This is a genomic window from Candidatus Pseudomonas phytovorans, assembly GCA_029202525.1.
Lineage (GTDB): Bacteria > Pseudomonadota > Gammaproteobacteria > Pseudomonadales > Pseudomonadaceae > Aquipseudomonas > Aquipseudomonas phytovorans.
Map to the genome: position 1 here is coordinate 1,339,715 of CP119325.1, position 25,129 is coordinate 1,364,843.

Here is a 25,129-nt window from a genome sequence, read left to right on the forward strand (position 1 = left end):
CAGATTGTTCAAAGCGGCTTGCCGACTGACCCCGGATTTGAGTGACCACCATGCCAAAACGTACAGACATAAAAAGCATCCTGATTCTCGGCGCTGGCCCGATCGTGATCGGCCAGGCCTGCGAATTCGACTACTCCGGCGCCCAGGCCTGTAAAGCCCTGCGCGAGGAAGGTTTCCGCGTCATCCTGGTGAACTCCAACCCAGCCACCATCATGACCGACCCGGCCATGGCCGACGCCACCTACATCGAGCCGATCAAATGGCAGACTGTTGCCAAGATCATCGAAAAAGAGCGCCCGGATGCCGTGCTGCCAACCATGGGTGGCCAGACTGCACTGAACTGCGCCCTGGACCTGGAGCGCCACGGCGTTCTGGAAAAGTTCGGCGTAGAGATGATCGGTGCCAACGCCGATACCATCGACAAGGCTGAAGACCGTTCGCGTTTCGACAAGGCCATGAAGTCCATTGGCCTGGATTGCCCGCGCTCCGGTATCGCCCACAGCATGGAAGAGGCCAATGCGGTCCTCGAAAAACTCGGTTTCCCGTGCATCATTCGCCCTTCGTTCACCATGGGTGGCACCGGCGGTGGCATTGCTTACAACCGTGAAGAGTTCGAAGAAATCTGCACCCGTGGTCTGGACCTGTCGCCGACCAAAGAGCTGCTGATCGACGAATCGCTGATCGGCTGGAAAGAGTACGAGATGGAAGTGGTCCGCGACAAAAAGGACAACTGCATCATCGTCTGCTCGATCGAAAACTTCGACCCGATGGGCGTGCACACCGGTGACTCGATCACTGTTGCTCCAGCGCAGACCCTGACCGACAAGGAATACCAGATCATGCGCAACGCCTCGCTGGCGGTGCTGCGTGAAATCGGTGTTGAAACCGGCGGTTCCAACGTGCAGTTCGGTATCTGCCCGGACACCGGCCGCATGGTCGTGATCGAGATGAACCCGCGCGTATCGCGTTCGTCCGCCCTGGCGTCCAAGGCCACCGGCTTCCCGATCGCCAAGATTGCCGCCAAGCTGGCCATCGGTTATACCCTCGACGAACTGCAGAACGACATCACCGGCGGCCGCACCCCGGCTTCCTTCGAGCCGTCGATCGACTACGTCGTCACCAAGCTGCCGCGCTTTGCCTTCGAGAAATTCCCGAAAGCCGACGCCCGCCTGACCACCCAGATGAAATCCGTGGGTGAAGTCATGGCCATCGGCCGTACCTTCCAGGAATCCCTGCAGAAAGCCCTGCGTGGCCTGGAGGTCGGTGTGTGTGGCCTCGACCCGAAAGTCGACCTGGCCAGCCCGGAAGCCGCCAGCATCCTCAAGCGTGAACTGACCGTGCCGGGTGCCGAGCGTATCTGGTACGTCGCTGACGCCATGCGTTCGGGCATGACCTGCGAAGAAATCTTCGCCCTGACCGGCATCGACATGTGGTTCCTGGTGCAGATGGAAGATCTGATCAAGGAAGAAGAGAAGGTCAAGACCCTGGCCCTGTCGGCCATCGACAAGGCGATGATGCTGCGCCTCAAGCGCAAAGGTTTCTCGGACCAGCGACTGGCTGTTCTGTTGGGTATCACCGACAAGAACCTGCGCCGTCACCGTCACAAGCTGGAAGTGTTGCCGGTGTACAAGCGCGTCGACACCTGCGCCGCCGAATTTGCCACCGACACCGCCTACCTGTACTCCACCTACGAGGAAGAGTGCGAGGCCAACCCGTCGACCCGCGACAAGATCATGATCCTGGGTGGCGGCCCGAACCGTATCGGCCAAGGTATCGAGTTCGACTACTGCTGCGTACACGCAGCCCTCGCGCTGCGTGAAGACGGGTACGAGACCATCATGGTCAACTGCAACCCTGAAACCGTCTCTACCGACTATGACACCTCCGACCGCCTGTACTTCGAGCCGCTGACGCTGGAAGACGTGCTGGAAGTGTGCCGCGTCGAGAAGCCGAAAGGCGTGATCGTTCATTACGGCGGCCAGACCCCGCTGAAACTGGCCCGTGCCCTGGAAGAAGCCGGCGTACCGATCATCGGTACCAGCCCGGACGCCATCGACCGCGCCGAAGACCGTGAGCGCTTCCAGCAGATGGTTCAGCGCCTGAACCTGCTGCAGCCGCCAAACGCTACCGTGCGCAGCGAAGAAGAAGCCATTCGCGCTGCTGGCAGCATCGGTTACCCGCTGGTGGTGCGCCCGTCGTATGTGCTGGGCGGCCGTGCCATGGAAATCGTCTACGAGCTGGACGAGCTGAAGCGCTACCTGCGTGAAGCCGTGCAGGTGTCCAACGACAGCCCGGTACTGCTCGACCACTTCCTCAACTGCGCCATCGAAATGGACGTGGATGCGGTGTGCGACGGCACCGACGTGGTGATCGGCGCCATCATGCAGCACATCGAGCAGGCCGGCGTTCACTCCGGTGACTCGGCGTGCTCGCTGCCACCTTACTCGCTGAGCAAGGAAGTGCAGGACGAGGTCCGCGTACAGGTTGCCAAAATGGCCCTGGAACTGGGCGTTGTCGGCCTGATGAACGTGCAGCTGGCCCTGCAGGGTGACAAGATCTACGTGATCGAAGTCAACCCGCGTGCCTCGCGTACCGTGCCGTTCGTGTCCAAGTGCATCGGCACGTCCCTGGCCATGATCGCTGCCCGTGTAATGGCCGGCAAAACCCTGAAAGAACTGGGCTTCACCCAGGAAATCATCCCGAACTTCTACAGCGTCAAGGAAGCCGTCTTCCCGTTCGCCAAGTTCCCTGGGGTTGACCCGATCCTCGGTCCTGAGATGAAATCGACCGGTGAAGTCATGGGTGTCGGTGACACCTTCGGTGAAGCGTTCGCCAAAGCCCAGATGGGTGCAAGCGAAGTGCTGCCGACCGGTGGTACCGCGTTCATCAGCGTGCGTGACGACGACAAGCCACAAGTGGCTGGCGTTGCCCGCGACCTGATCGCCCTGGGCTTCGAAGTGGTTGCAACTGCTGGCACCGCCAAGGTTATTGAAGCGGCTGGCCTGAAAGTGCGCCGTGTGAACAAGGTGACCGAAGGTCGCCCGCACGTGGTCGACATGATCAAGAACGACGAAGTGTCGCTGATCATCAACACCACCGAAGGCCGCCAGTCGATTGCCGATTCCTACTCGATTCGTCGCAATGCGCTGCAGCACAAGATTTACTGCACCACCACCATTGCGGCCGGTGAAGCCATCTGCGAGGCGCTGAAATTTGGTCCGGAAAAGACCGTTCGTCGCCTGCAAGATCTGCATGCAGGACTGAAAGCATGAGCATTACCAAGTACCCGATGACCGTCCAGGGCGCTCGCGCCCTGGAAGAGGAGCACCTGTTCCTGAGCAAGACCGAGCGCCCGCGCCTGAGCCAGGCGATCGGTGAAGCGCGCGAACTGGGCGACCTCAAGGAAAACGCCGAATACCACGCTGCCCGTGAAGAACAGGGCATGGTCGAGGCGCGTATCCGCGATATCGAAGGCCGTCTGCAGAACTCGGTCGTGATCGATGTGACCACCATTGCCCATACCGGCAAGGTCATCTTCGGCACCACCGTAGAGCTGGCCAATACCGAAACCGACGAGCGGGTGAAGTACCAGATCGTGGGTGAGGATGAAGCCAACATCAAGCTCGGCAAGCTTTCGGCAGGTGCGCCGATTGCCCGTGCCATTATCGGCAAGGAAGAAGGCGACATCGTCGTCATCAAGACGCCAAGCGGCACGGTCGAGTACGAGATTGTCGAAGTCCAGCACATCTGACCGGCGCCTGCGGGCGCCATCCCTTGAGGGGATCCTCTGGCAACTGGCCCAGGTGTTCTGGGTCGGGGGCCTGTGGGTGTTCCATGTCGGGCTGGTGCCTGCGCTCAAGGTCAGTGGCCTGGCGCCCTTGCTGGTGCAGGACATTGCCGGGCAGATCGACCGCTGGTTGATTGGCGTGGCGCTGCTTGGTTTGTTGACCCAGCTGGCTGTGTTGGCGAGGGTGGACGGCTTGACGGCGTGGTGGCGGCAGTTCCGCGGCCAGATGCTACTGCTCGGCTTTGGTGCCTGTGTGGGTTATTACACCTTGCGCTACGGTATCTCTGTCGGCGAGCGCTGGCAGATGTTCTGCTTCCTGGTACTGGGCTTCTCCGGCATCGTGCTGGTGGCCCAGCCGGTACCGGTCAGGGCGCGTAAGCCGCGCCACTGATCGGAGCCACCGTTACTTGTAGCGGTGGATATTGGACAGCTGCTTGTTCGGCTGTGGGTTCTTGCGGTAGATCAGCGCTTTCTTGCCGATGGTCTGCACCAGTTCGGCACGGCCGGCCTTGCACAGTGCTGCGATGGTTTCGGCACGTTCTTCGCGGTCTTCCGAGCGAATTTCGACCTTGATCAGCTCATGGTCGACCAGTGCGCGCTCCAGTTCGGCGATGACGCCTTCATTCAAACCGTTGCCAGCAACGATCAGGACCGGCTTCAGGTCATGACCAATGGACTTGTACTGCTTCTTCTGCTCGTTATTGAGCGGCATAATCTGACCCTTTTCGTCTGATTCTGTAAAATTGACGGGCATTTTACCCGAGGGCCCATGGCTCCGCCCAGTCAATCACGACGCATATCATCGAGGTGCCCTGTGGCAAAACCTTCCAAAAGCAGCCAGAACTGGCTGAGAGAGCATTTTAACGACCCTTTCGTGAAGCAGGCGCAGAAGGATGGCTACCGTTCGCGCGCCAGCTACAAGCTGCTGGAGATCCAGGAGAAGGACCGGTTGATCCGCCCGGGCATGAGCGTGATCGACCTCGGCGCAGCGCCAGGTGGCTGGTCGCAGGTGACCAGTCGTCTGATTGGTGGTCAGGGGCGCCTGATCGCCTCGGATATCCTGGAAATGGACTCGATCCCGGACGTGAACTTCATCCAGGGCGATTTCACTCAGGATGAAGTGCTGCAGCAGATTCTGCAGGCGGTCGGTGATTCACACGTAGACCTTGTGATTTCCGATATGGCCCCCAATATGAGTGGTACGCCTGAAGTGGACATGCCGCGTGCCATGTTCCTCTGTGAGTTGGCGCTGGATCTGGCGACCCGTGTGCTCAAGCCGGGTGGCAATTTCCTGATCAAGATCTTCCAGGGTGAAGGTTTCGACCAGTACCTGAAGGATGTGCGCAGCAAGTTCGACAAGGTGCAGATGCGCAAGCCGACCTCCTCGCGGGATCGCTCCCGGGAGCAGTACCTGTTGGGCAAGGGTTTCAAAGGCGGTTGAAAGGTGTGTTACGGGGTGGGCGATAGTTAATTCCAATCGGCTGCCCCGTCAGGATCGTCCGAACTTCGTGTAGTCTAGCTTTCACAAAGGGTTACAGACGGTGCCTGCGGCTGCGTAGGTAATGTAGTAAGTTAGGGCGATGAATATCATGCGAGGCACGGCTGCGTCGTGCGCCGGCCTCAGAGGGTAGCGAATTGAACGACATGGCAAAGAATCTGATCCTGTGGTTGATCATCGCAGCTGTCCTGGTGACAGTGATGAACAACTTCTCCAGCCCTAACGAGCCGCAGACCCTCAACTATTCCGACTTCATCCAGCAGGTCAAGGATGGCAAGGTCGAGCGTGTGACCGTCGACGGCTACATCATTACCGGCAAGCGCGCCGACGGCGACAACTTCAAGACCGTGCGCCCGGCCATTACCGACAATGGCCTGATCGGTGACCTGGTCGACAACCACGTCGTTGTCGAAGGCAAGCAGCCAGAGCAGCAGAGCATCTGGACCCAGTTGCTGGTAGCCAGCTTCCCGATCCTGGTAATCATCGCGGTGTTCATGTTCTTCATGCGCCAGATGCAAGGCGGCGCAGGTGGCAAGGGCGGGCCGATGAGCTTCGGCAAGAGCAAGGCGCGCCTGCTGTCCGAAGACCAGGTCAAGACCACACTGGCCGACGTTGCAGGTTGCGACGAAGCCAAGGAAGAAGTGGGCGAGCTGGTCGAGTTCCTGCGTGATCCGGGCAAGTTCCAGCGCCTGGGCGGCCGTATCCCTCGCGGCGTGCTGATGGTTGGTCCGCCCGGTACCGGTAAGACCCTGCTGGCCAAGGCCATTGCGGGCGAAGCGAAAGTACCGTTCTTCACCATTTCCGGTTCGGACTTCGTGGAAATGTTTGTCGGTGTCGGTGCCAGCCGTGTACGCGACATGTTCGAACAGGCCAAGAAGCACGCTCCGTGCATCATCTTCATCGACGAAATCGACGCCGTTGGTCGCCACCGTGGCGCCGGCATGGGTGGCGGTCACGACGAGCGTGAGCAAACCCTCAACCAGTTGCTGGTAGAGATGGACGGCTTCGAGATGAACGATGGCATCATCGTCATCGCAGCCACCAACCGCCCGGACGTACTCGACCCGGCGCTGCTGCGACCTGGCCGTTTCGACCGCCAGGTGGTGGTAGGCCTGCCGGACATCCGCGGCCGCGAACAGATCCTCAAGGTGCACATGCGCAAGGTGCCGGTTGGCGAAAACGTCAACCCGGCTGTCATTGCCCGTGGTACCCCAGGGTTCTCCGGTGCCGACCTGGCCAACCTGGTCAACGAGGCCTCGCTGTTTGCCGCGCGTTCCAACAAGCGCCTGGTCGAAATGAAAGAGTTCGAACTGGCCAAAGACAAGATCATGATGGGCGCCGAGCGCAAGAGCATGGTCATGTCCGAGAAAGAAAAGCGCAACACTGCCTACCACGAGGCAGGTCATGCCATCGTTGGTCGCCTGGTGCCTGAGCACGACCCGGTCTACAAGGTTTCGATCATTCCGCGCGGTCGCGCCTTGGGCGTGACCATGTTCCTGCCGGAAGAAGACCGCTACAGCCTGTCCAAGCGTGCGCTGATCAGCCAGATCTGCTCGCTGTACGGTGGCCGTATCGCCGAAGAAATGACCCTGGGCTTCGATGGTGTCACCACGGGCGCTTCCAACGACATCATGCGGGCCAGCCAGATCGCTCGCAACATGGTGACCAAGTGGGGCTTGTCGGAAAAACTCGGCCCGCTGATGTATGCAGAAGAAGAGGGTGAGGTATTCCTCGGCCGTAGCGCGGGCAGCCAGCACGCCAGTGTGTCCGGCGAGACTGCCAAGCTGATCGATTCTGAAGTACGCAGCATCATCGACCAGTGCTACGCCACGGCCAAGCAGCTGCTGATCGAAAATCGCGACAAGCTTGAATCGATGACCGAAGCGCTGATGAAGTATGAGACCATTGATGCCGATCAGATCGATGACATCATGGCTGGCCGTACGCCACGTGAACCACGCGATTGGGACAACGACAAAGATTCGGGCACCCCTGCTGCCCAGGATGATCGCCCTGAATCGCCAATTGGCGGCCCGGCAGCTCAACACTAAGGGCGTCTATGAGCTCAGTGCAGTACCCGACCCGGTTGCCTTGCGGCAACCGGGTTCTTGATTTGTCGCGTACCCATGTCATGGGTATTCTCAATATCACCCCCGACTCCTTCTCCGATGGCGGGCGCTTCAGTCAGCGCGACGAAGCCCTGCGCCACGCCGAAGCGATGGTAGCCGCCGGCGCCACGCTGATCGATATCGGCGGTGAGTCCACGCGCCCAGGTGCGCGGGCGGTATCGGTGACCGAGGAGCTGGAGCGTGTGGCGCCCATGGTCGAGGCAATCAACAGTCGCCTCGATGTGGTCATTTCGGTCGATACCTCAACGCCTGCCGTCATGCGTGAATCGGCTCGCCTCGGTGCCGGGCTGATCAACGACGTACGGGCTCTTGAGCGCGATGGCGCCCTGGACGCCGCTGCGGATACCGGGCTGCCGGTGTGCCTCATGCACATGCGCGGCGAGCCGGGTAACATGCAGGACGACCCGCATTACGATGATGTGACCGCCGACGTTACGCGTTATCTTGAACAGCGGATGGCCGCCTGCGCTGCGGCGGGCATCGACGCGAACAGAATCATCCTTGACCCGGGCTTTGGTTTCGCCAAGACACTGGCGCACAATCTGAGCCTGTTCAAGCACATGGAAGCGCTCTATCGCCTTGGGCGCCCGCTGCTGGTGGGCGTCTCACGAAAGAGCATGATCGGCCTGACGCTGGAACGTCCGGTCGGCGAGCGCTTGTACGGCAGCCTAGCGCTGGCGGCGTTGGCCATGACCAAGGGGGCGAGCATACTTCGTGTCCATGACGTGGCCGAAACTGCCGATGTGGTGCGCATGATTGCTGCGGTACAAAACGCCGAATAAGAACATTGGAGTCCCTATGAGCAGAAAATATTTTGGTACCGACGGCATTCGTGGCCGCGTCGGCGAATTCCCGATCACGCCTGACTTCATGCTGAAGCTTGGTTGGGCGGCCGGCATGGCGTTTCGCAAGCATGGCCACTGCAAGGTGCTGGTGGGCAAGGACACGCGTATCTCCGGCTACATGTTCGAGTCTGCACTCGAAGCCGGGCTGGCCGCGGCGGGTGCTGACGTCATGCTGCTGGGGCCAATGCCTACGCCGGCCATCGCCTACCTGACCCGCACCTTCCACGCTCAGGCCGGCATTGTCATCAGTGCCTCGCACAACCCGCACGAAGACAATGGCATCAAGTTCTTCTCGGGCGAGGGCACCAAGCTGCCGGATGAAGTCGAGCTGATGATCGAAGAGTTGCTCGACCAGCCGATGACCGTTGTCGACTCGGGCAAGTTGGGCAAGGTTTCGCGCATCAACGATGCTGCCGGCCGCTACATCGAGTTTTGCAAGAGCAGCGTGCCGACCAGCACCAGCTTCGACGGCCTCAAGCTGGTGGTCGATTGCGCCCACGGTGCAACCTACAAGGTGGCGCCAAGCGTGTTCCGTGAGTTGGGTGCCGACGTGACCGTGCTGCATGCGCAGCCGGATGGCCTGAACATCAACGAAGGCTGTGGCTCGACCCACATCGAATCGCTGCAGGCTGCCGTACTGGTTGGCCATGCCGACCTCGGCATTGCCTTCGACGGTGACGGCGATCGCGTGTTGATGGTCGATCACACCGGCGCCATCGTCGATGGTGACGAGTTGCTGTTCATCATCGCCCGCGACCTGCACGACCGTGGCAAGCTGCAGGGCGGCGTAGTGGGTACGCTGATGAGCAACCTGGGCCTGGAGCTTGCGCTGAAGGATCTGGATATCCCGTTCGTGCGGGCCAAGGTTGGCGACCGCTATGTCATGGCCGAGCTGCTTGAACGTGAGTGGCTGGTCGGTGGTGAAAACTCCGGTCACGTCGTGTGCTGCAACCACACCACCACCGGGGACGCGATTATTGCCGCGCTGCAGGTGCTGATGGCGCTCAAACGCCGTGGTGAAACCCTTGCCCAGGCCCGTCAGGCCCTGCGCAAGTGCCCGCAGGTGCTGATCAACGTGCGCTTCGGCGCTGGCAAGGCAGACCCGCTGGAGCACCCTGCAGTCAAGGAAGCCAGTGCCAAAGTGACCGAGGCCTTGGCGGGTCGCGGCCGTGTCCTGTTGCGCAAGTCGGGTACCGAGCCGTTGGTGCGGGTCATGGTTGAGGGCGAAGACGAAAACCAGGTGCGCTCCCACGCAGAAGCTTTGGCCAAACTGGTCGGCGAAGTTTGTGCCTGAAGGCGCTTGCCAGCGCAGATCTGGTTGGGTAAGATCTGCGCCCACTTTGACCGACGAGGTAAAGCATGCGTCGCCCTATGGTAGCTGGTAACTGGAAGATGCACGGTACCCGCGCTAGCGTCGCTGAGCTGACCGAAGGCTTGAGCAATCTCGCCTTGCCGAGCGGAGTGGAAGTCGCGGTATTTCCTCCGGCCCTGTTCATCAATCAAGTGATCGATGGCCTGGCAGGTAAAGAAATTACTGTCGGCGCACAGAATTCTGCTGTACAACCCGAACAGGGTGCGCTGACCGGGGAAGTTGCTCCGGAGCAGCTGGTTGAAGCAGGTTGCAAGTTGGTGTTGGTTGGCCACTCCGAGCGTCGCCAGATCATTGGCGAAACAGACGAAGTGCTCAATCGCAAGTTTGCAGCGGCCCAGGCCAAAGGTTTGAAGCCAGTGCTTTGCATCGGGGAAACCCTTGCAGAGCGCGAGGCCGGCAAGACGCTTGAAGTTGTCGGGCGTCAACTAAGCAGTATCATCGAAGCTTTCGGTGTTAAGGCTTTTGCCAATGCAGTAATTGCCTATGAGCCTGTATGGGCCATTGGCACCGGCCTTACGGCCACGCCACAGCAGGCCCAGGATGTGCACGCCGCCATCCGCGGCCAGCTGGCGGCAGAAGATGCTGAAGTGGCTGCGAAGGTGCAGCTGCTCTACGGCGGCAGCGTGAAGGCGGCCAATGCGGCCGAACTGTTCGGCATGCCGGATATCGATGGGGGTCTCATTGGTGGGGCTTCCCTGAACGCAGACGAATTCGGTGCAATTTGTCGCGCCGCAGGAAACTGAACAAATGCTGGAAACAGTCATCGTTGTTTTTCATCTGTTGGCAGCGCTGTCGCTTGTAGTGCTGGTTCTGTTGCAACAGGGTAAGGGTGCCGAAGCTGGTGCATCTTTCGGCGCGGGTGCTTCTAATACCGTGTTCGGGAGCCAGGGTTCTGCAACGTTCCTAAGTAAATTCACTGCTATACTCGCTGCCACTTTCTTTTTGACAGCACTTGGGTTAGGATACTTCGCGAAGCAACAAGCTCACCAGCTTAGCCAAGCAGGTCTTCCAGATCCAGCAGTGCTAGAAGTGAAAGAGCCGCAAAAACCGGCAGTTAATGATGATGTACCGGTGCTCCAGCAGCAGAAGAGCGAAACCACCAATAATGTTGGTGATGTACCTCCTCCAGCCCAAGAGCAGAAGTAACGGGTTTCAAGTAGTAGTATTGCCGAGGTGGTGGAATTGGTAGACACGCAACCTTGAGGTGGTTGTGCCCATAGGGTGTAGGGGTTCGAGTCCCCTTCTCGGTACCAATTGAAGCATGAGAGCCCGCTTTAGCGGGCTTTCTTGTAGGTGAAGGTTTGGGTTTGACCCTCAACAGGGTTCGGTCTTATACTTTCGCCCCGGCTTTGTCGCGGGGTGGAGCAGCTTGGTAGCTCGTCGGGCTCATAACCCGAAGGTCGTTGGTTCAAATCCAGCCCCCGCAACCAGCTTCAGCGGAGCCCCTTTTCAGGGGCTTTTTGCTAATCGAACAGTTTCGGCGTCGTTGTCCAACGGCGCTTTCAGGGATGGGCGCTTCGCCCATTTTTCATTTGCACAGCATGCACGAGGGGGTTCAGGTGTCGAGCAAGCTAGAACAGTTGCAGGCCTTGTTGGCCCCGGTGGTCACGGGGCTGGGCTTCGAATGCTGGGGGATTGAATTCGTCTCCCAGGGCAAACATTCGGTACTACGTGTCTACATCGACAAGGAAGGCGGGATTCTGGTTGACGACTGCGCAGAAGTCAGTCGCCAGGTCAGCAGCGTCCTGGATGTGGAAGATCCGATCAGCTCTGAATATACCCTAGAGGTTTCTTCTCCTGGCATGGAACGCCCACTGTTCACTCTGGAACAGTTTGCCTCGCATGCCGGCGAACAAGTGAAGATCAAGCTGCGCTCACCCTTCGAGGGTCGTCGTAACTTCCAGGGCCTTCTCCGCGGTGTGGAGGAGCAGGATGTGGTGGTCCAGGTGGACGATCAGGAGTTCCTGTTGCCGATCGACTCGATCGACAAGGCCAATATTATTCCCAGTTTTGACTGAGACGTGCCGGGACCGGCGGACTATCCGGGCCCAATGGCTTGCGCAAGGCGAGGCGTACGATGAGCAAAGAAGTACTGCTGGTTGTTGAATCGGTATCCAACGAAAAAGGTGTACCGCCCGGCGTCATTTTCGAAGCGCTGGAAGTGGCCCTGGCTACTGCAACCAAAAAACGTTTTGAAGACGAAGTCGATCTGCGTGTGGAAATCAACCGCCACACCGGTAGCTACGAGACCTTCCGTCGCTGGACCGTGGTCGATGAAGCCGATCTTGATGATCCGGCGATCGAAACCTGGCTGGACAAGATCAAGGACACTCATCCGGAAGCCAAGATTGGTGACGTGATCGAGGAGAAGATCGAGTCCATCGAGTTCGGTCGTATCGCCGCCCAGACCGCCAAGCAGGTCATTGTGCAGAAGGTCCGCGAGGCCGAGCGTGCCCAGGTGGTCGATGCCTACCGTGAACACGTAGGCGAGATCATTTCCGGTACCGTCAAAAAGGTTACCCGCGACAACGTCATCGTTGACCTGGGCAACAACGCCGAGGCCTTGCTGGCCCGCGAAGATATCATTTCGCGCGAAACCTTCCGTGTCGGTGTGCGCCTGCGTGCACTGCTCAAGGAAATTCGCACAGAAAACCGTGGCCCTCAGCTGATCCTGTCGCGCACCGCGCCACAGATGCTGATCGAGCTTTTCCGCATTGAAGTGCCGGAAATTGCCGAGGGCCTCATTGAAGTCATGGCTGCCTCCCGTGATCCGGGTTCGCGAGCCAAGATCGCCGTCCGCTCCAAGGACAAGCGCATCGACCCGCAAGGCGCCTGTATCGGCATGCGTGGTTCGCGCGTCCAAGCTGTATCCGGGGAGTTGGGTGGTGAGCGTGTGGATATCGTCCTGTGGGACGATAACCCGGCGCAGTTCGTCATCAACGCCATGTCGCCGGCTGAAGTCGCGGCGATCATCGTTGATGAAGATGCCCATGCCATGGACATCGCCGTCGCCGAGGATAACCTGGCCCAGGCCATTGGCCGTGGCGGTCAGAACGTTCGTCTTGCCAGTCAGCTGACCGGCTGGACCCTGAACGTGATGACCGAGAAGGACATTCAGGCCAAGCAGCAGGCCGAAACAGGTGACATCCTGCGCAATTTCATCGATGAACTGGAAGTCGACGAGGAGCTGGCCCAAGTGCTGGTCGACGAAGGCTTCACCAGCCTCGAAGAAATTGCCTACGTACCGTTGGAAGAAATGCTCAACATCGATGGCTTTGACGAAGATATCGTCAATGAGCTCCGCGCTCGAGCCAAGGACCGTTTGTTGACCAAGGCCATCGCTACCGAAGAAAAACTGGCAGACGCCCACCCGGCCGAAGACCTGCTCTCGCTTGAGGGTATGGACAAGGACCTGGCGGCTGAACTGGCGGTGCGCGGCGTGGTTAACCGCGAAGACCTGGCCGAGCAGTCGATCGACGATCTGCTCGACATCGACGGCATCGACGAAGAGCGTGCCGGCAAGTTGATCATGGCCGCCCGAGCCCATTGGTTCGAGTAATTAGGCGCGGCCTGAGGAGAGAAGTGCATGACGCAAGTCACGGTGAAAGAACTGGCCCAAGAGGTCGAGGCACCGGTAGAGCGCCTGCTGCAGCAGATGCGTGAGGCAGGTCTGCCGCACACCGACGCCGGTCAGGTAGTGACCGACAATGAGAAGCAGACCCTGCTGACTCATTTGAAAAGCAGCCACAAGAGCAAGGCGGAAGAGCCGCGCAAGATTACCTTGCAGCGCAAAACCACCAGCACCCTGCGTGTCGCCGGTAGCAAGAGCATTAGCGTAGAAGTACGCAAGAAGAAAGTATTCGTGCAGCGCAGCCCGGAAGAAATCCAGGCTGAGCAGAAGCGTGAAGCGGAAGAGCGCCGCGCGGTTGAAAACGCCGCTCGCGACAAGGTTGATGCCGACGTTCGTCAGCGCAACGAAGATCAGGCTCGCCGTCAGGCAGCTGACTCCGCTGTAGCTGCCCCTGCGCCTGCCGCCAAGCCAGAGCCGGCACCTGCCGCTGCCCAGGCTCCGGTAGTCGCCGACGCCCCGGCCTCCGAAGACGCTGCAGCCCGTGCTGCCGAGCGTAAGAAAGACGAGACCCGTCGCAACGAAAGCCGCACCCGTGATGACGACCGTCGTCGTGGCGAAGCGCCTCGTGTGTCGATCAAGGTCAAGGTCAAGGAAAAGGAAAAGGCGCCGACTCCGCGTGCTGCTCCGCGTACCACCGACGAAGAGAGCGATGGCGCTCGTCGTGGCCGTGGTGGCAAGGGCAAGCTGAAGAAGCGTAACCAGCATGGCTTCCAGAGCCCGACCGGCCCCGTCATCCGTGACGTGACCATCGGCGAGACCATCACGGTTTCCGAACTGGCCAACCAGATGTCCGTCAAGGGCGCTGAAGTCGTCAAGTTCATGTTCAAGATGGGCACCCCGGTTACCATCAACCAGGTGCTCGACCAGGAAACCGCTCAGCTGATCGCAGAAGAGCTGGGCCACAAGGTCACCCTGGTCAGCGATACCGCCCTGGAAGATTCCTTGGCCGAATCGCTGAAATTCGAAGGCCAGGCCGAGTCGCGTGCGCCGGTGGTTACTGTCATGGGTCACGTTGACCATGGTAAGACCTCGCTGCTCGACTATATCCGTCGTGCCAAGGTTGCCGCTGGCGAAGCCGGTGGTATCACCCAGCACATCGGTGCCTACCACGTGGAAACCGACCGCGGCATGGTCACCTTCCTCGACACCCCGGGCCACGCAGCTTTCACCCAGATGCGTGCACGTGGTGCCAAGGCGACCGACATCGTCATCCTGGTGGTGGCGGCGGACGACGGCGTGATGCCGCAAACCCGCGAGGCCGTTCAGCATGCCAAGGCAGCTGGCGTTCCGCTGGTGGTCGCGGTGAACAAGATCGACAAGCCAGGTGCTGACCTCGATCGCATCCGCAACGAACTGTCCGTCGAAGGCGTCACCTCTGAGGAATGGGGTGGTGACACGCCGTTCGTCAAGGTTTCGGCGAAGATGGGTACCGGTGTTGACGAACTGCTCGAAGCCGTCCTGCTGCAGGCCGAGGTTCTCGAACTGACCGCTACGCCAACCGCCCCAGGCCGTGGTGTCGTGGTTGAATCGCGCCTCGACAAGGGCCGTGGTCCGGTTGCCACCATCCTGGTCCAGGACGGTACGCTGCGTCAGGGCGACATGGTCCTGTGCGGCTCCAACTATGGCCGCGTTCGCGCCATGCTCGACGAGAACGGCAAGCCTGTGAAGGAAGCTGGCCCGTCGATCCCGGTCGAGATCCTCGGCCTGGATGGCACGCCGGAAGCCGGTGATGAGCTGTCGGTAGTGGCTGACGAGAAGAAAGCCCGCGAAGTTGCCCTGTTCCGTCAAGGCAAGTACCGCGAGGTCAAGCTGGCCCGTGCTCACGCCGGCAAGCTGGAAAACATCTTCGAGAACATGGGTCAGGCCGAGAAGAAAACCCTCAACATCGTTCTCAAGACCGATGTTCGCGGTTCGCTCGAGGCGCTCAACGGTTCGCTCGGCGGCCTGGGCAACGACGAAGTGCAGGTCCGTGTGATTGGTGGTGGCGTCGGTGGTATCACCGAGAGCGATGCCAACCTGGCCCTTGCGTCCAACGCGGTGCTGTTCGGCTTCAACGTGCGTGCTGATGCCGGCGCGCGCAAGATCGTCGAGCAGGAAGGTCTGGATATGCGTTATTACAACGTGATCTACGACATCATCGAAGACGTCAAGAAAGCCCTGACCGGTATGCTCGGCAGCGATGTTCGCGAGAACATCCTGGGTGTCGCCGAAGTCCGTGACGTGTTCCGTTCGCCGAAGTTCGGCGCCATCGCTGGCTGTATGGTCATCGAGGGTACCGTGTACCGTAACCGCCCGATCCGCGTACTGCGCGAAGACGTGGTTATCTTCGAAGGCGAGCTGGAATCGCTGCGTCGCTTCAAGGACGACGCTGCCGAAGTGCGTAACGGCATGGAGTGCGGTATTGGCGTCAAGAGCTACAACGACGTCAAGGTCGGCGACAAGATCGAAGTCTTCGAGAAAGTCCAGGTGGCTCGTACCCTTTAAGGGCGAGCAAGCCGCAAACCCCCGCTACAGGGCGGTTTGCGGCACCTCTTCAGGTAGCGCCCGGTCAGGCATTCGTCTGACCGGGCGTTTGCCGCTTTAAGTTACAGGTAGCAAGAATGGCCAAAGAATACAGCCGTACCCAACGTATCGGCGATCAGATGCAGCGCGAGCTGGCCGAGCTGATCCGTCGCGAAGTCAAAGACCCGCGTGTCGGTCTGGTTACCATCACCGCCGTGGACGTCAGCCGTGACCTGGGCCATGCCAAGGTGTTCATCACCGTCATGGGCGAGGAAACGCCAGACGCCGTGAAGCAGTCGTTGAAGGCACTGAACAGTGCTGCCAGCTTCCTGCGCCTGCACCTGGGCCGCTCGATGCAACTGCGCAGCGTGCCGCAGCTGCACTTCCACTTCGATGAAAGCGTCAGCCGCGGTGTGCACCTGTCGGCGCTGATCGAGCGTGCAGTGGCCGAAGACCGCCTGCACAAGGATACCGACGAGCTGGACACCAAGGAGTAAGCGGTGGCCCAGGTCAAACGTATTCGCCGCAATGTCAGCGGCATCATCCTGCTCGACAAGCCGCTTGGCTTCACCTCCAACGCCGCCCTGCAAAAAGTGCGCTGGCTGCTCAACGCGGAAAAGGCCGGCCACACCGGTAGCCTCGACCCGTTGGCAACCGGCGTGTTGCCGCTGTGCTTCGGCGAGGCGACCAAGTTTTCGCAGTACTTGCTCGATTCCGACAAGGGCTACGAAACCGTCATGCAGATGGGGCAGACTACCAACACCGGCGATGCCGAAGGTGAAGTGCTGCAGACCCGCGAGGTGACCGTTGGTCGCGCCGACATCGAGGCGGCGCTGCCTGGTTTTCGCGGCCCGATCAGCCAGATACCGCCGATGTACTCGGCGCTCAAGCGTGACGGCCAACCGCTGTACAAGCTGGCACGTGCAGGAGAGGTAGTGGAGCGCGAGGCGCGTTCTGTTACTATTAACCGCCTGGAGTTGCTGGAGTGCGAAGGTACCCGTGCACGGTTGACCGTAGGCTGCAGTAAAGGCACCTATATCCGCACGCTGGTGGAGGATATTGGTGAGGTTCTTGGCTGCGGCGCCTATGTCGCCGAGCTGCGCAGGACCCAGGCTGGGCCCTTCGCGCTGGCACAGACGGTTACCCTCGAGGAACTTGAGCAAGCTCACGCCGAAGGTGGCAATGAAGCGCTTGATCGCTTCCTGATGCCATCGGACAGCGGGTTGCAGGACTGGCCCATGGTCAGCCTGTCGGAACACAGTGCGTTCTACTGGCTGCATGGGCAGGCAGTACGCGCGCCGGACGCGCCACAGTTTGGCATGGTCCGGGTACAGGATCACAATGCACGCTTCATCGGTATCGGTGAAGTGAGCGAAGACGGGCGTATTGCGCCGCGTCGGCTGATTCGGTCGGAATGACCGAAACCGCAGGGTAAGGCTTCGGCCGAGCCCTACGGAATCAAGGGTGGCTGTCAGTAGGCACGGTCACACCTTTCTTATTAATACAGGGATTTGTCCCTGGCCTATTGGACCCCGCTTGCGGGATCCGTTATCAGGAGATGCCAAATGGCCCTCAGCGTTGAAGAAAAAGCTCAAATCGTTACCGACTACCAGCAAGCTGCTGGCGACACTGGTAGCCCGGAAGTTCAGGTTGCTCTGCTGACCGCGAACATCAACAAGCTGCAAGGCCACTTCAAGGCCAACGGTAAAGACCACCACTCGCGTCGTGGCCTGATCCGTATGGTTAACCAGCGTCGTAAGCTGCTGGACTACCTGAAGGGCAAAGACACCACTCGTTACAGCGCCCTGATCGGTCGCCTGGGCCTGCGTCGCTAATAGCGGCCTGGTCAGTGGTGTGCATGGCGTGTCTCATGCAGTGGCAACGTTGCCTGGCAGCGTTGTCTTTGAGCACGCCACGCGTATCTGCGAGGCTGGCAGCCTGGTGATGTCGAACGGTTTTACCGCTCGGCAGCCAGGCTCCCGGCCTCGTGTTGTATCTGGACGGTCAACGGGGCCGATTCCCTGTTCTGCCCAAAAATTCGCAAGAAACCAGTTCCCCCAGAGCCACTGAAAAAGGTAGGAAACCGTGAACCCGGTAATCAAGACTTTCCAGTTCGGTCAATCGACCGTTACTCTCGAAACGGGCCGCATCGCCCGTCAGGCAACCGGCGCCGTGCTGGTGACCGTCGATAACGATGTCACCGTGCTGGTGACCGTGGTCGGCGCCAAGCACGCAGACCCAAGCAAAGGCTTCTTCCCTCTTTCTGTTCATTATCAGGAAAAGACCTACGCTGCCGGCAAGATCCCTGGTGGTTTCTTCAAGCGTGAAGGCCGTCCTTCCGAGAAAGAGACCCTGACCTCGCGCCTGATCGACCGCCCGATCCGCCCGCTGTTCCCTGAAGGCTTCATGAACGAAGTGCAGGTCGTCTGCACCGTGGTGTCCACCAGCAAGAAGACCGACCCGGACATCGCTGCGATGATCGGTACCTCGGCTGCCCTGGCCATTTCCGGTATTCCGTTCGAAGGCCCGATCGGCGCCGCCCGTGTTGCTTTCCACGAAAGCACCGGCTACCTGCTGAACCCGACTTACGAGCAACTGGCTGCTTCGAGCCTGGACATGGTCGTTGCCGGTACCTCCGACGCCGTGCTGATGGTTGAATCGGAAGCTGAAGAGCTGACCGAAGACCAGATGCTGGGTGCCGTACTGTTCGCCCACGACGAATTCCAGGTCGTTATCCAGGCTGTCAAAGAGCTGGCTGCCGAAGCCGCCAAGCCTACCTGGGACTGGAAAGCAGCCGTTGCCAACACTGAATTGTTCAACGCCATTCGCGCCGAATTCGGTGAAGGCGTTTCGCAGGGCTACACCATCACCGTCAAGGCTGACCGCTATGCGCGCCTGGGCGAGCTGCGTGATCAGGCGATCGCCAAGTTCTCCGGTGAAGAAGGCCAGCCTTCGGCTTCCGAAGTGAAAGAAATCTTCGGCGAAATCGAATACCGCACCGTTCGCGAAAACATCGTCAACGGCAAGCCACGTATCGACGGCCGCGACACCAAGACCGTTCGCCCGCTGAACATCGAAGTTGGTGTTCTGCCGAAGACCCACGGTTCGGCGCTGTTCACCCGTGGCGAAACCCAGGCACTGGTCGTTGCGACCCTGGGTACTGCCCGTGACGCCCAGCTGCTGGATACCCTCGAAGGCGAGAAAAAAGACCCCTTCATGCTGCACTACAACTTCCCGCCGTTCTCGGTTGGCGAGTGTGGTCGCATGGGCGGTGCTGGCCGTCGCGAAATCGGCCACGGCCGGTTGGCCCGTCGTTCGGTCCAGGCCATGCTGCCGGCTGCTGACGTGTTCCCGTACACCATCCGCGTGGTTTCGGAAATCACCGAATCCAACGGTTCCAGCTCCATGGCTTCGGTCTGTGGTGCTTCGCTGGCCCTGATGGACGCCGGTGTGCCGATGAAGGCGCCAGTTGCCGGTATCGCCATGGGTCTGGTCAAGGAAGGCGAGAAGTTTGCCATTCTGACCGACATCCTGGGTGATGAAGACCACCTGGGCGACATGGACTTCAAGGTAGCCGGTACCGCCAAAGGTGTTACCGCGCTGCAGATGGACATCAAGATCAACGGCATCACCGAAGAGATCATGGAAATCGCCCTGGGCCAGGCCCTGGAAGCGCGCCTGAACATCCTCGGCCAGATGAACCAGATCATTGGTCAGTCGCGTACCGAGCTGTCGGCCAACGCCCCGACCATGATCGCGATGAAGATCGACACCGACAAGATCCGTGACGTCATCGGTAAAGGCGGCGCCACCATTCGTGCCATCTGTGAAGAGACCAAGGCTTCGATCGACATCGAAGACGACGGCTCGATCAAGATCTTCGGCGAAACCAAGGAAGCGGCAGAGGCTGCCAAGCAGCGCATCCTGGGCATCACCGCTGAGGCCGAAATCGGCAAGATCTACGTTGGCAAGGTTGAGCGTATCGTCGACTTCGGCGCATTCGTCAACATCCTGCCTGGCAAGGACGGCCTGGTGCACATCTCCATGCTGAGCGATGCTCGCGTCGAGAAAGTCACCGACATCCTGAAAGAAGGCCAGGAAGTCGAAGTACTGGTACTGGACGTGGACAACCGCGGCCGTATCAAGCTGTCGATCAAGGACGTTGCCGCGGCGAAGGCCTCGGGCGTGTAAGCGACTGCACCGCAACACAGAAAGGGCCCTTCGGGGCCCTTTTTTCATGGGTGGCGGGAACCTTTTGCGGACTTGCATCTTGCATGCAGGTTTACCGCGCTGATTGCAAAATGCACGATCATGAGAATGATCTATAATTGATAAGTTGTTGATTTATATAGATTAAATTCAGATCAGAAAGCTGGCACAGCACATGCAACTACCTTCATACCTGCCGCCAGGACATACGGCGCAGACCTTTCGAAAAACAGGAGTGACCCACATGAAGAAGTTCGCCATTGCTGCCGCTACTGCCACCGCTCTGACCCTGACCATGGCTAACGCGGCATTCGCCCAGCAAACCACCCAGGCCCCGATGACGCTGGCCGCCGGTGAGGTGACCAAAGCCAAGGAAGCTACCTCTGACACTTGGATTACCACCAAGGTCAAAGCTGATCTGATGACCGAGAAGGGTGTGCCTGGCAGCGACATCAAAGTGGAAACCAACAAAGGTGTTGTGTCGCTGTCGTCCGACGTAGCTGTGACTGATTCCCAGAAAGAGATGGCAGTTGCCATCGCCAAGAAGATCAAAGGCGTGCAGGCCGTATCGGCTGATGGCCTGAAGTCCGAATAAGGAACGTCCCGTCGGCCAAAGGATCTGGCCACCAACCCTGGAAGGGGCCGCATTGCGGCCCCTTCTTCATTTTTACACAAGGCGCTCTTTTTGTTTTAAATTCAACAAAGAATTGTATACAAAAATGGAGCCTCACTAATGTCTGAATTGCCTGCACGACCCGGTCGCCTGAATGGCCTGCGCCACATTGCCCTGCTGGTACCTAACCTTGAGGAGTGCGAGCGCTTCTATGTCGATGTGCTGGGCATGGAGGTGCTGAACCGCGCCAACGATGACCTGGTGTACCTCACCTGCGGCAACGACAACCTTTCACTGGGGCGTGGGGCTGGGGCGGCCAACGGGCTGCAGACCCTGGATCACTATGGGTTCATCGTCGATAGCGTGGAGGAACTGGAAGCGTGGTATCAGTACTTCAAGGCCCATGGCGTGACCTTGCTGGACAGGCCCTTCAATCATGGTGACGGGGCACGCAGCTTCCACCTGGTGGACCCGGCGGGGAACAAGGTGCAGCCGCTGTACCACCCGGCGGTGTCGGGGCAGCGGTTGATCTGACGCCTGTGCCGGCCTCTTCGCGGGCATGCCCGCTCCCACAGATACTGCGCAGGCCTCAAGCAGTGCGCTATCCCTGTGGGAGCGGGCGTGCCCGCGAAGAGGCCGGGCCTGCTATTAGAGATCACTCAGCATCCAGATGCATCGGCGTCACCACCCGGCCATCGCTCTCAGCCTGCCCCAGGCTGGTATCGATGAAATACACCCGGTCATCTTCCAGCTTGCCCTTGTCCACCAGGTAATCCTTGATACTGCTGGCCCGCTCCTGGCCCAATGTACGCAGCAGGGCGGTGCTTTCAGCCCATGACTTGATCACGGCCTCGCGCAGCTTGGTGGTACGTTCGTCGCGGCCCAGTTGCTCCCATTCGGCAGGCGGCTGCTGTTTCAGGCGGGTGCGGTAGATGCCTTCCAGCATTGCCGGCTTGTCGCTGTCGTCGACGATCAGCATCGAGGCATTGGCCGGCACCTTGTCACCGCGGCGCTGCAGGATCTTGTACCAGGTGGCCTGGTACTCACGCTCCAGGCGCTGCTGGGCGATCAGTGGACCGTCGCTGGCCTGGGCGCTGGTGCCTTCGATTTCCAGGCGAAGTTCGGGGCGTTCTTTCAGCGCCGCCGCCAGCTTGTCCAGCGACGACTGGGCATCGCCAGCGAGTTCGCTGGAGCCCGGGGCAAACGCGACATTACCCAGGTCTTCCGAGCCACCGCCGGTAATCAGCCCGCCAATGAAATTGAACGGCGCCTGTGCCGCGCGCAGCACCAGGTTACGCAGGGTTTGCCAGACAATCGGCATCACGCTGAACTGTGGGTTGTTGAGGTCGCCCGTCACCGGCAGCTCGATCGAGATCTTGCCCTCGGTGTCCTTCAGCAATGCCACCGCCAGGCGGATCGGCAAGTCGACCGCATCCGGGCTGTCGACTTTCTCGCCCAGTTGCAGTTGCTCCACCACTACCTTGTTCTCGGCCTTCAGCTGGCCGTTGGTAATCAGGTAGTGCAGGTCAAGGTTGAGCCGGCCCTTGCGGATACGAAAGCCGGCAAACTTGCCAGAGTAGGGCGTCAACGTGGTCAGCTCGACGCGCTTGAAGCTGGTGGCGATATCCAGGCTGGCCAGCGGGTTGAACGGGTTGAGGGCGCCCTTGATGGTCACCGGTGCGTAACGGTCGACCTTGCCCTTGATATCGACCTTGGCCGGCAGCGGCTTGCGGTTGTCGATGGTGCCAATCTGGCCATTGAGCTGCTGTGCGGCCGTGGCGAAGTTCGGGGTGAGCGACAGGTCGGCAAAGTTGGCCGAGCCGTCCTTGATGTCGATCTGACCTATGTGGATGCCCAGCGGCTTGTCTTTGCTGGCCGAGGCCGTCTTGGTCTGGCTGCTCGCCGGGGCGCCGGCCGGTTGCGGGATCAGCAGGTCATTGACGTTGGTAGTACGGTCTTCGTTGATGATGAAACGCGCATAGGGTTGCAGCAGGGTCACCTTGTCGATCGACAGCGCATCGCCGTGGACGTAGGACAAACCGTCGACATTCACCTGCTGCCATTTGACGAAGTCGCGGCTCTTGATGGTGTCGAGGGTATGCAGTTGGTTGACCTGCGCCTTGCCGGTCAGATTGAAGCCCAGCGGCGCGGTGTTCTTCAGGTCGACCTTGAGATCGCTGGAGAGCATGCCGCTGCGCAGCTCCAGCAGGATGAACGGGCTGATGTAGGCCTGGGCCACGCGCAGGTCGATGTCGCGGGTGCTCACATCCAGCTTGGCCCATACCGGCGCCAGGTTGACCTGGCCAGCTGCCTGCAGCTTGCCTTGCTTGCCTACACCGGTATCGAGCTTGAGCGTGAAGGGCGACTGGTTGAGGCTGTCGAAACCTTGCAGGTCTGCGTTGAGCGGGCCAATGTCCAAGGCTACCGGCTCTTTTTGGCTGCGGTCTGCCAGGTGCACCAGGTAGTTGCGCAGTTGCACGTCCTTGAGCAGCACTTGCCAAGGTTTGCCGGGCTCTTTGGCGGCTTTTTCATCAGGGGCAGGCTCGGCGGCGGCAGGCTCGGCCTTTTCCTTCGGCGTGGCTTTGGCCGGTTGGCTGGCGAACAGCTTCTGCCAGTCGAGCTGGCCGTCTTTTTCCAGCGCGGCCCAGGTTTCCAGTTTTTCGCTGCGGATCTTGCCCACGCTGACCAGTTGCTTGACCAGGTCGACGGAGGTTTCGCTCACCTCCAGGCTAGCCAGGCGCGCCAACGGGCGGCCATCTGGTGCCTTGATGGCGAATGGCGCAATGCGCAGGGAGGCGTTATCCAGCAGCAACTCGGTCTGCTTGGCAAGGTTGAGCTTGTAATGCGTATCGAGGCTGACCACGCCGTCTTCCAGCACCAGTGGCACGGCATCGCGCACATAGGGCCAGAACAGCTTCATTTTGGCGTCGGTGACCTTCAATGTGCCTTCGGAGGCGATCGGCGACAGGCTCAGGGTGCCTTTCCAGTCGATCCGGCCACCGTTGGGGCCGTTGGCGACCAGCGTCATGTCGGCATTGTCGTTGGGCAGGGTGCTGAGGTTTTTCAGCTCCAGGTTCATGTTGTCGTAAAGGAACTCGATCGGCTCGCTGGGGCGCTGGTCCTCGAAGTGCAGGTAGCCATCGACGAGCTTGATGCTGCCGATGCGTAGCGGGAACGGGTCGCTGGGCGGCTCGTCGGGTTTGGCCTCACTGGCGGGCAGCTTGAACAACCCGGCCAGGTTGAGGGTACCGTCCTTGGCGAACAGTACTTCGCTGCGTGCCTTGTCGAGTTCCACCGCTTCCAGATGCAGGGCTTTGGTCCACAGGCTGTCGAGCGAGAGGTTGGCGTACAACCGCTCGAAACCGACTTGCTCCTTGCCCGGCTCGCCGATCTGCAGGCCCCACACCGTCAGCTCCAGGCTGAAGGGGTTGAGTTCGATCCGTTCGAGGTGGGCCGGCACGGTCGCGTACTGGGCCAACTGCTGGTTGGCGATGCGCAGCGCGACACCGGGAAGAATGAGAAAGCCGAGCAGGCTGTAGAGGGCTACGAGGGCCACGATTGCGCCGGCGGCGCGAGTCAATCCTTTGTACATGTGTCGCATCGTCTGTCTAAGCAGGAGTGCTTGGAGTATGGCACGTTAAATCAGTTCCGCAGGGTCGACCATTAGGCCTCATTCGATCCCCATGCGCCGTTTGGCCCGGTGCGCCGAGCCGTCGCGCATTGCCCAGCGCAGTACAGGGGCGGTGCGTTGCAGGCCCAGGCGGATCAGGCGCTGTTGCAAGGGCCCGTGCTGCAGGCCGAGCATGGCCTGGGCCCAGCCCGGCAGCAGGTCGATGCCGGCGTGCAGCATCAGCTTGCCTACTGGTTGCGCCAGGCGGCTGGGGGCAGGGGCGTCGAGCAGGATCTGCATGACTTCATGGCTGCGCGTATCGCAGTGCAGCTGTGGGCGCATGCGCTGCAGGTAGTCTTCGACCTGCTGACACGAACGCGGGACGTTACGGGCGCCAAGGCGCTCGGCGATCAGGGCGATTTCGTTGTAGTAGGCATCCTGCTCGGCCTGCGGCAGGTGCGGGTTGCGGTACCGCAGGTGGGCGGCGAGGAAACTGCTGACCTCCGCCACATGCACCCAGGTCAGCAGGTCTGGATCGCTGGCCGCGTAGGGACGGCCGTCCGGTGCGGTGCCGGTGACCTGCAGGTGTATGGTGCGCACCTTGTCGATCAGCCACTCGGCATCGCCGGTGGCACCGAAGGTGGTGCCGGAAATGAACTGGCTGGTGCGGCGCAGGCGGCCAAGCAGGTCTTCACGAAAATTGGAGTGGTCCCACACACCGGCCAAGGCCAGCGGGTGCAACAGCTGCAACATGAGTGCGCTGATGCCGCCGACCAGCATGCTCGGGAAATCGCCATGTACTTGCCAGCTGATGCTGTGTGGGCCGAACAGGCCGGGGTCGCCCTTGGGCGATTCCAGGTCGAGCTGGCCGAGGGCCAGCCCGGTGAGGCTCATGACCTGGGTTTCGATGCGACGGCGGAGGGCTTCCATGGC

Annotated in this window: 21 protein-coding genes and 2 tRNA genes; 20 read left to right on the top strand and 3 right to left on the bottom strand. The window is 60.3% G+C overall.

Annotation, left to right across the window (positions count from 1 at the left end; genetic code table 11):
* Positions 1 to 50: 50 nt before the first annotated feature.
* The 3 genes from carB to P0Y58_05880 are packed head-to-tail and all read left to right on the top strand — an operon-like array spanning position 51 to position 4,178.
* Complete coding sequence (carB, locus tag P0Y58_05870) at positions 51 to 3,272, top strand: carbamoyl-phosphate synthase large subunit (GenBank protein ID WEK31727.1); 3,222 nt, start codon at positions 51 to 53, stop codon at positions 3,270 to 3,272.
* On the top strand, positions 3,269 to 3,751 hold the full coding sequence (gene greA, locus P0Y58_05875; protein ID WEK31728.1) for a transcription elongation factor GreA: 483 nt from the start codon (positions 3,269 to 3,271) through the stop codon (positions 3,749 to 3,751). Before carB ends, greA begins: the two co-directional genes overlap by 4 nt.
* Positions 3,729 to 4,178, top strand: a complete 450-nt coding sequence (locus tag P0Y58_05880) for an MFS transporter (protein ID WEK31729.1) — start codon at positions 3,729 to 3,731, stop codon at positions 4,176 to 4,178. Before greA ends, P0Y58_05880 begins: the two co-directional genes overlap by 23 nt.
* A gap of 12 nt (positions 4,179 to 4,190) precedes the next feature.
* Here P0Y58_05880 and yhbY read toward each other — a convergent pair whose 3' ends face one another.
* Positions 4,191 to 4,499 (bottom strand): ribosome assembly RNA-binding protein YhbY, encoded by a 309-nt coding sequence (gene yhbY / locus P0Y58_05885; GenBank protein ID WEK31730.1) that lies wholly within the window; start codon positions 4,497 to 4,499, stop codon positions 4,191 to 4,193.
* Positions 4,500 to 4,556: 57 nt separating this feature from the next.
* On the opposite strand from yhbY, the gene rlmE reads away from it, so the two are divergent.
* The 17 genes from rlmE to P0Y58_05970 all read left to right on the top strand — a co-directional run bounded on the left by rlmE (position 4,557) and on the right by P0Y58_05970 (position 21,120).
* The gene (gene rlmE / locus P0Y58_05890; protein WEK31731.1) at positions 4,557 to 5,228 is read left to right on the top strand and encodes a 23S rRNA (uridine(2552)-2'-O)-methyltransferase RlmE; all 672 of its coding nucleotides are present in this window, start codon (positions 4,557 to 4,559) and stop codon (positions 5,226 to 5,228) included.
* 203 nt (positions 5,229 to 5,431) lie between these two features.
* Positions 5,432 to 7,336 carry an ATP-dependent zinc metalloprotease FtsH gene (gene ftsH, locus P0Y58_05895; GenBank protein ID WEK31732.1) on the top strand — a complete coding sequence of 635 codons (1,905 nt, stop codon included), beginning with the start codon at positions 5,432 to 5,434 and terminating at the stop codon, positions 7,334 to 7,336.
* A gap of 8 nt (positions 7,337 to 7,344) precedes the next feature.
* The gene (folP, locus tag P0Y58_05900; GenBank protein ID WEK31733.1) at positions 7,345 to 8,196 is read left to right on the top strand and encodes a dihydropteroate synthase; all 852 of its coding nucleotides are present in this window, start codon (positions 7,345 to 7,347) and stop codon (positions 8,194 to 8,196) included.
* Positions 8,197 to 8,212: 16 nt separating this feature from the next.
* Positions 8,213 to 9,553: a phosphoglucosamine mutase gene (glmM, locus tag P0Y58_05905; protein ID WEK31734.1), complete on the top strand. Its 1,341-nt coding sequence runs from the start codon at positions 8,213 to 8,215 to the stop codon at positions 9,551 to 9,553.
* A 65-nt stretch (positions 9,554 to 9,618) separates the two neighbouring features.
* Positions 9,619 to 10,374: a triose-phosphate isomerase gene (tpiA, locus tag P0Y58_05910; protein WEK31735.1), complete on the top strand. Its 756-nt coding sequence runs from the start codon at positions 9,619 to 9,621 to the stop codon at positions 10,372 to 10,374.
* A 4-nt stretch (positions 10,375 to 10,378) separates the two neighbouring features.
* On the top strand, positions 10,379 to 10,777 hold the full coding sequence (gene secG / locus P0Y58_05915; protein ID WEK31736.1) for a preprotein translocase subunit SecG: 399 nt from the start codon (positions 10,379 to 10,381) through the stop codon (positions 10,775 to 10,777).
* Between the two features lie 21 nt (positions 10,778 to 10,798).
* A tRNA-Leu gene (locus tag P0Y58_05920) sits at positions 10,799 to 10,884 on the top strand.
* Between the two features lie 100 nt (positions 10,885 to 10,984).
* A tRNA-Met gene (locus P0Y58_05925) sits at positions 10,985 to 11,061 on the top strand.
* A 129-nt stretch (positions 11,062 to 11,190) separates the two neighbouring features.
* Positions 11,191 to 11,649: a ribosome maturation factor RimP gene (rimP, locus tag P0Y58_05930; GenBank protein ID WEK33279.1), complete on the top strand. Its 459-nt coding sequence runs from the start codon at positions 11,191 to 11,193 to the stop codon at positions 11,647 to 11,649.
* 59 nt (positions 11,650 to 11,708) lie between these two features.
* A complete protein-coding gene (gene nusA, locus P0Y58_05935; GenBank protein WEK31737.1) occupies positions 11,709 to 13,190 on the top strand; it encodes a transcription termination factor NusA in 1,482 nt (493 codons plus the stop codon).
* Positions 13,191 to 13,217: 27 nt separating this feature from the next.
* The gene (infB, locus tag P0Y58_05940) at positions 13,218 to 15,746 is read left to right on the top strand and encodes a translation initiation factor IF-2 (GenBank protein WEK31738.1); all 2,529 of its coding nucleotides are present in this window, start codon (positions 13,218 to 13,220) and stop codon (positions 15,744 to 15,746) included.
* A 116-nt stretch (positions 15,747 to 15,862) separates the two neighbouring features.
* Positions 15,863 to 16,261: a 30S ribosome-binding factor RbfA gene (rbfA, locus tag P0Y58_05945; GenBank protein ID WEK31739.1), complete on the top strand. Its 399-nt coding sequence runs from the start codon at positions 15,863 to 15,865 to the stop codon at positions 16,259 to 16,261.
* Positions 16,262 to 16,264: 3 nt separating this feature from the next.
* On the top strand, positions 16,265 to 17,182 hold the full coding sequence (gene truB, locus P0Y58_05950) for a tRNA pseudouridine(55) synthase TruB (protein ID WEK31740.1): 918 nt from the start codon (positions 16,265 to 16,267) through the stop codon (positions 17,180 to 17,182).
* A gap of 147 nt (positions 17,183 to 17,329) precedes the next feature.
* Positions 17,330 to 17,599 carry a 30S ribosomal protein S15 gene (gene rpsO / locus P0Y58_05955; protein WEK31741.1) on the top strand — a complete coding sequence of 90 codons (270 nt, stop codon included), beginning with the start codon at positions 17,330 to 17,332 and terminating at the stop codon, positions 17,597 to 17,599.
* Between the two features lie 250 nt (positions 17,600 to 17,849).
* Entirely contained in the window at positions 17,850 to 19,955 is a 2,106-nt protein-coding gene (gene pnp / locus P0Y58_05960) for a polyribonucleotide nucleotidyltransferase (protein WEK31742.1), read from the top strand.
* 262 nt (positions 19,956 to 20,217) lie between these two features.
* On the top strand, positions 20,218 to 20,568 hold the full coding sequence (locus tag P0Y58_05965) for a BON domain-containing protein (GenBank protein ID WEK31743.1): 351 nt from the start codon (positions 20,218 to 20,220) through the stop codon (positions 20,566 to 20,568).
* A 138-nt stretch (positions 20,569 to 20,706) separates the two neighbouring features.
* Positions 20,707 to 21,120, top strand: coding sequence for a VOC family protein (locus P0Y58_05970; protein WEK31744.1), 414 nt, complete (start codon positions 20,707 to 20,709; stop codon positions 21,118 to 21,120).
* A 121-nt stretch (positions 21,121 to 21,241) separates the two neighbouring features.
* Here the strand turns inward: P0Y58_05970 and P0Y58_05975 are convergent, their stop codons facing one another.
* On the bottom strand, positions 21,242 to 24,178 hold the full coding sequence (locus tag P0Y58_05975) for a DUF748 domain-containing protein (protein WEK31745.1): 2,937 nt from the start codon (positions 24,176 to 24,178) through the stop codon (positions 21,242 to 21,244).
* 78 nt (positions 24,179 to 24,256) lie between these two features.
* On the bottom strand, positions 24,257 to 25,126 hold the full coding sequence (locus P0Y58_05980) for an oxygenase MpaB family protein (GenBank protein WEK31746.1): 870 nt from the start codon (positions 25,124 to 25,126) through the stop codon (positions 24,257 to 24,259).
* Between the last annotated feature and the right edge of the window lie 3 nt (positions 25,127 to 25,129).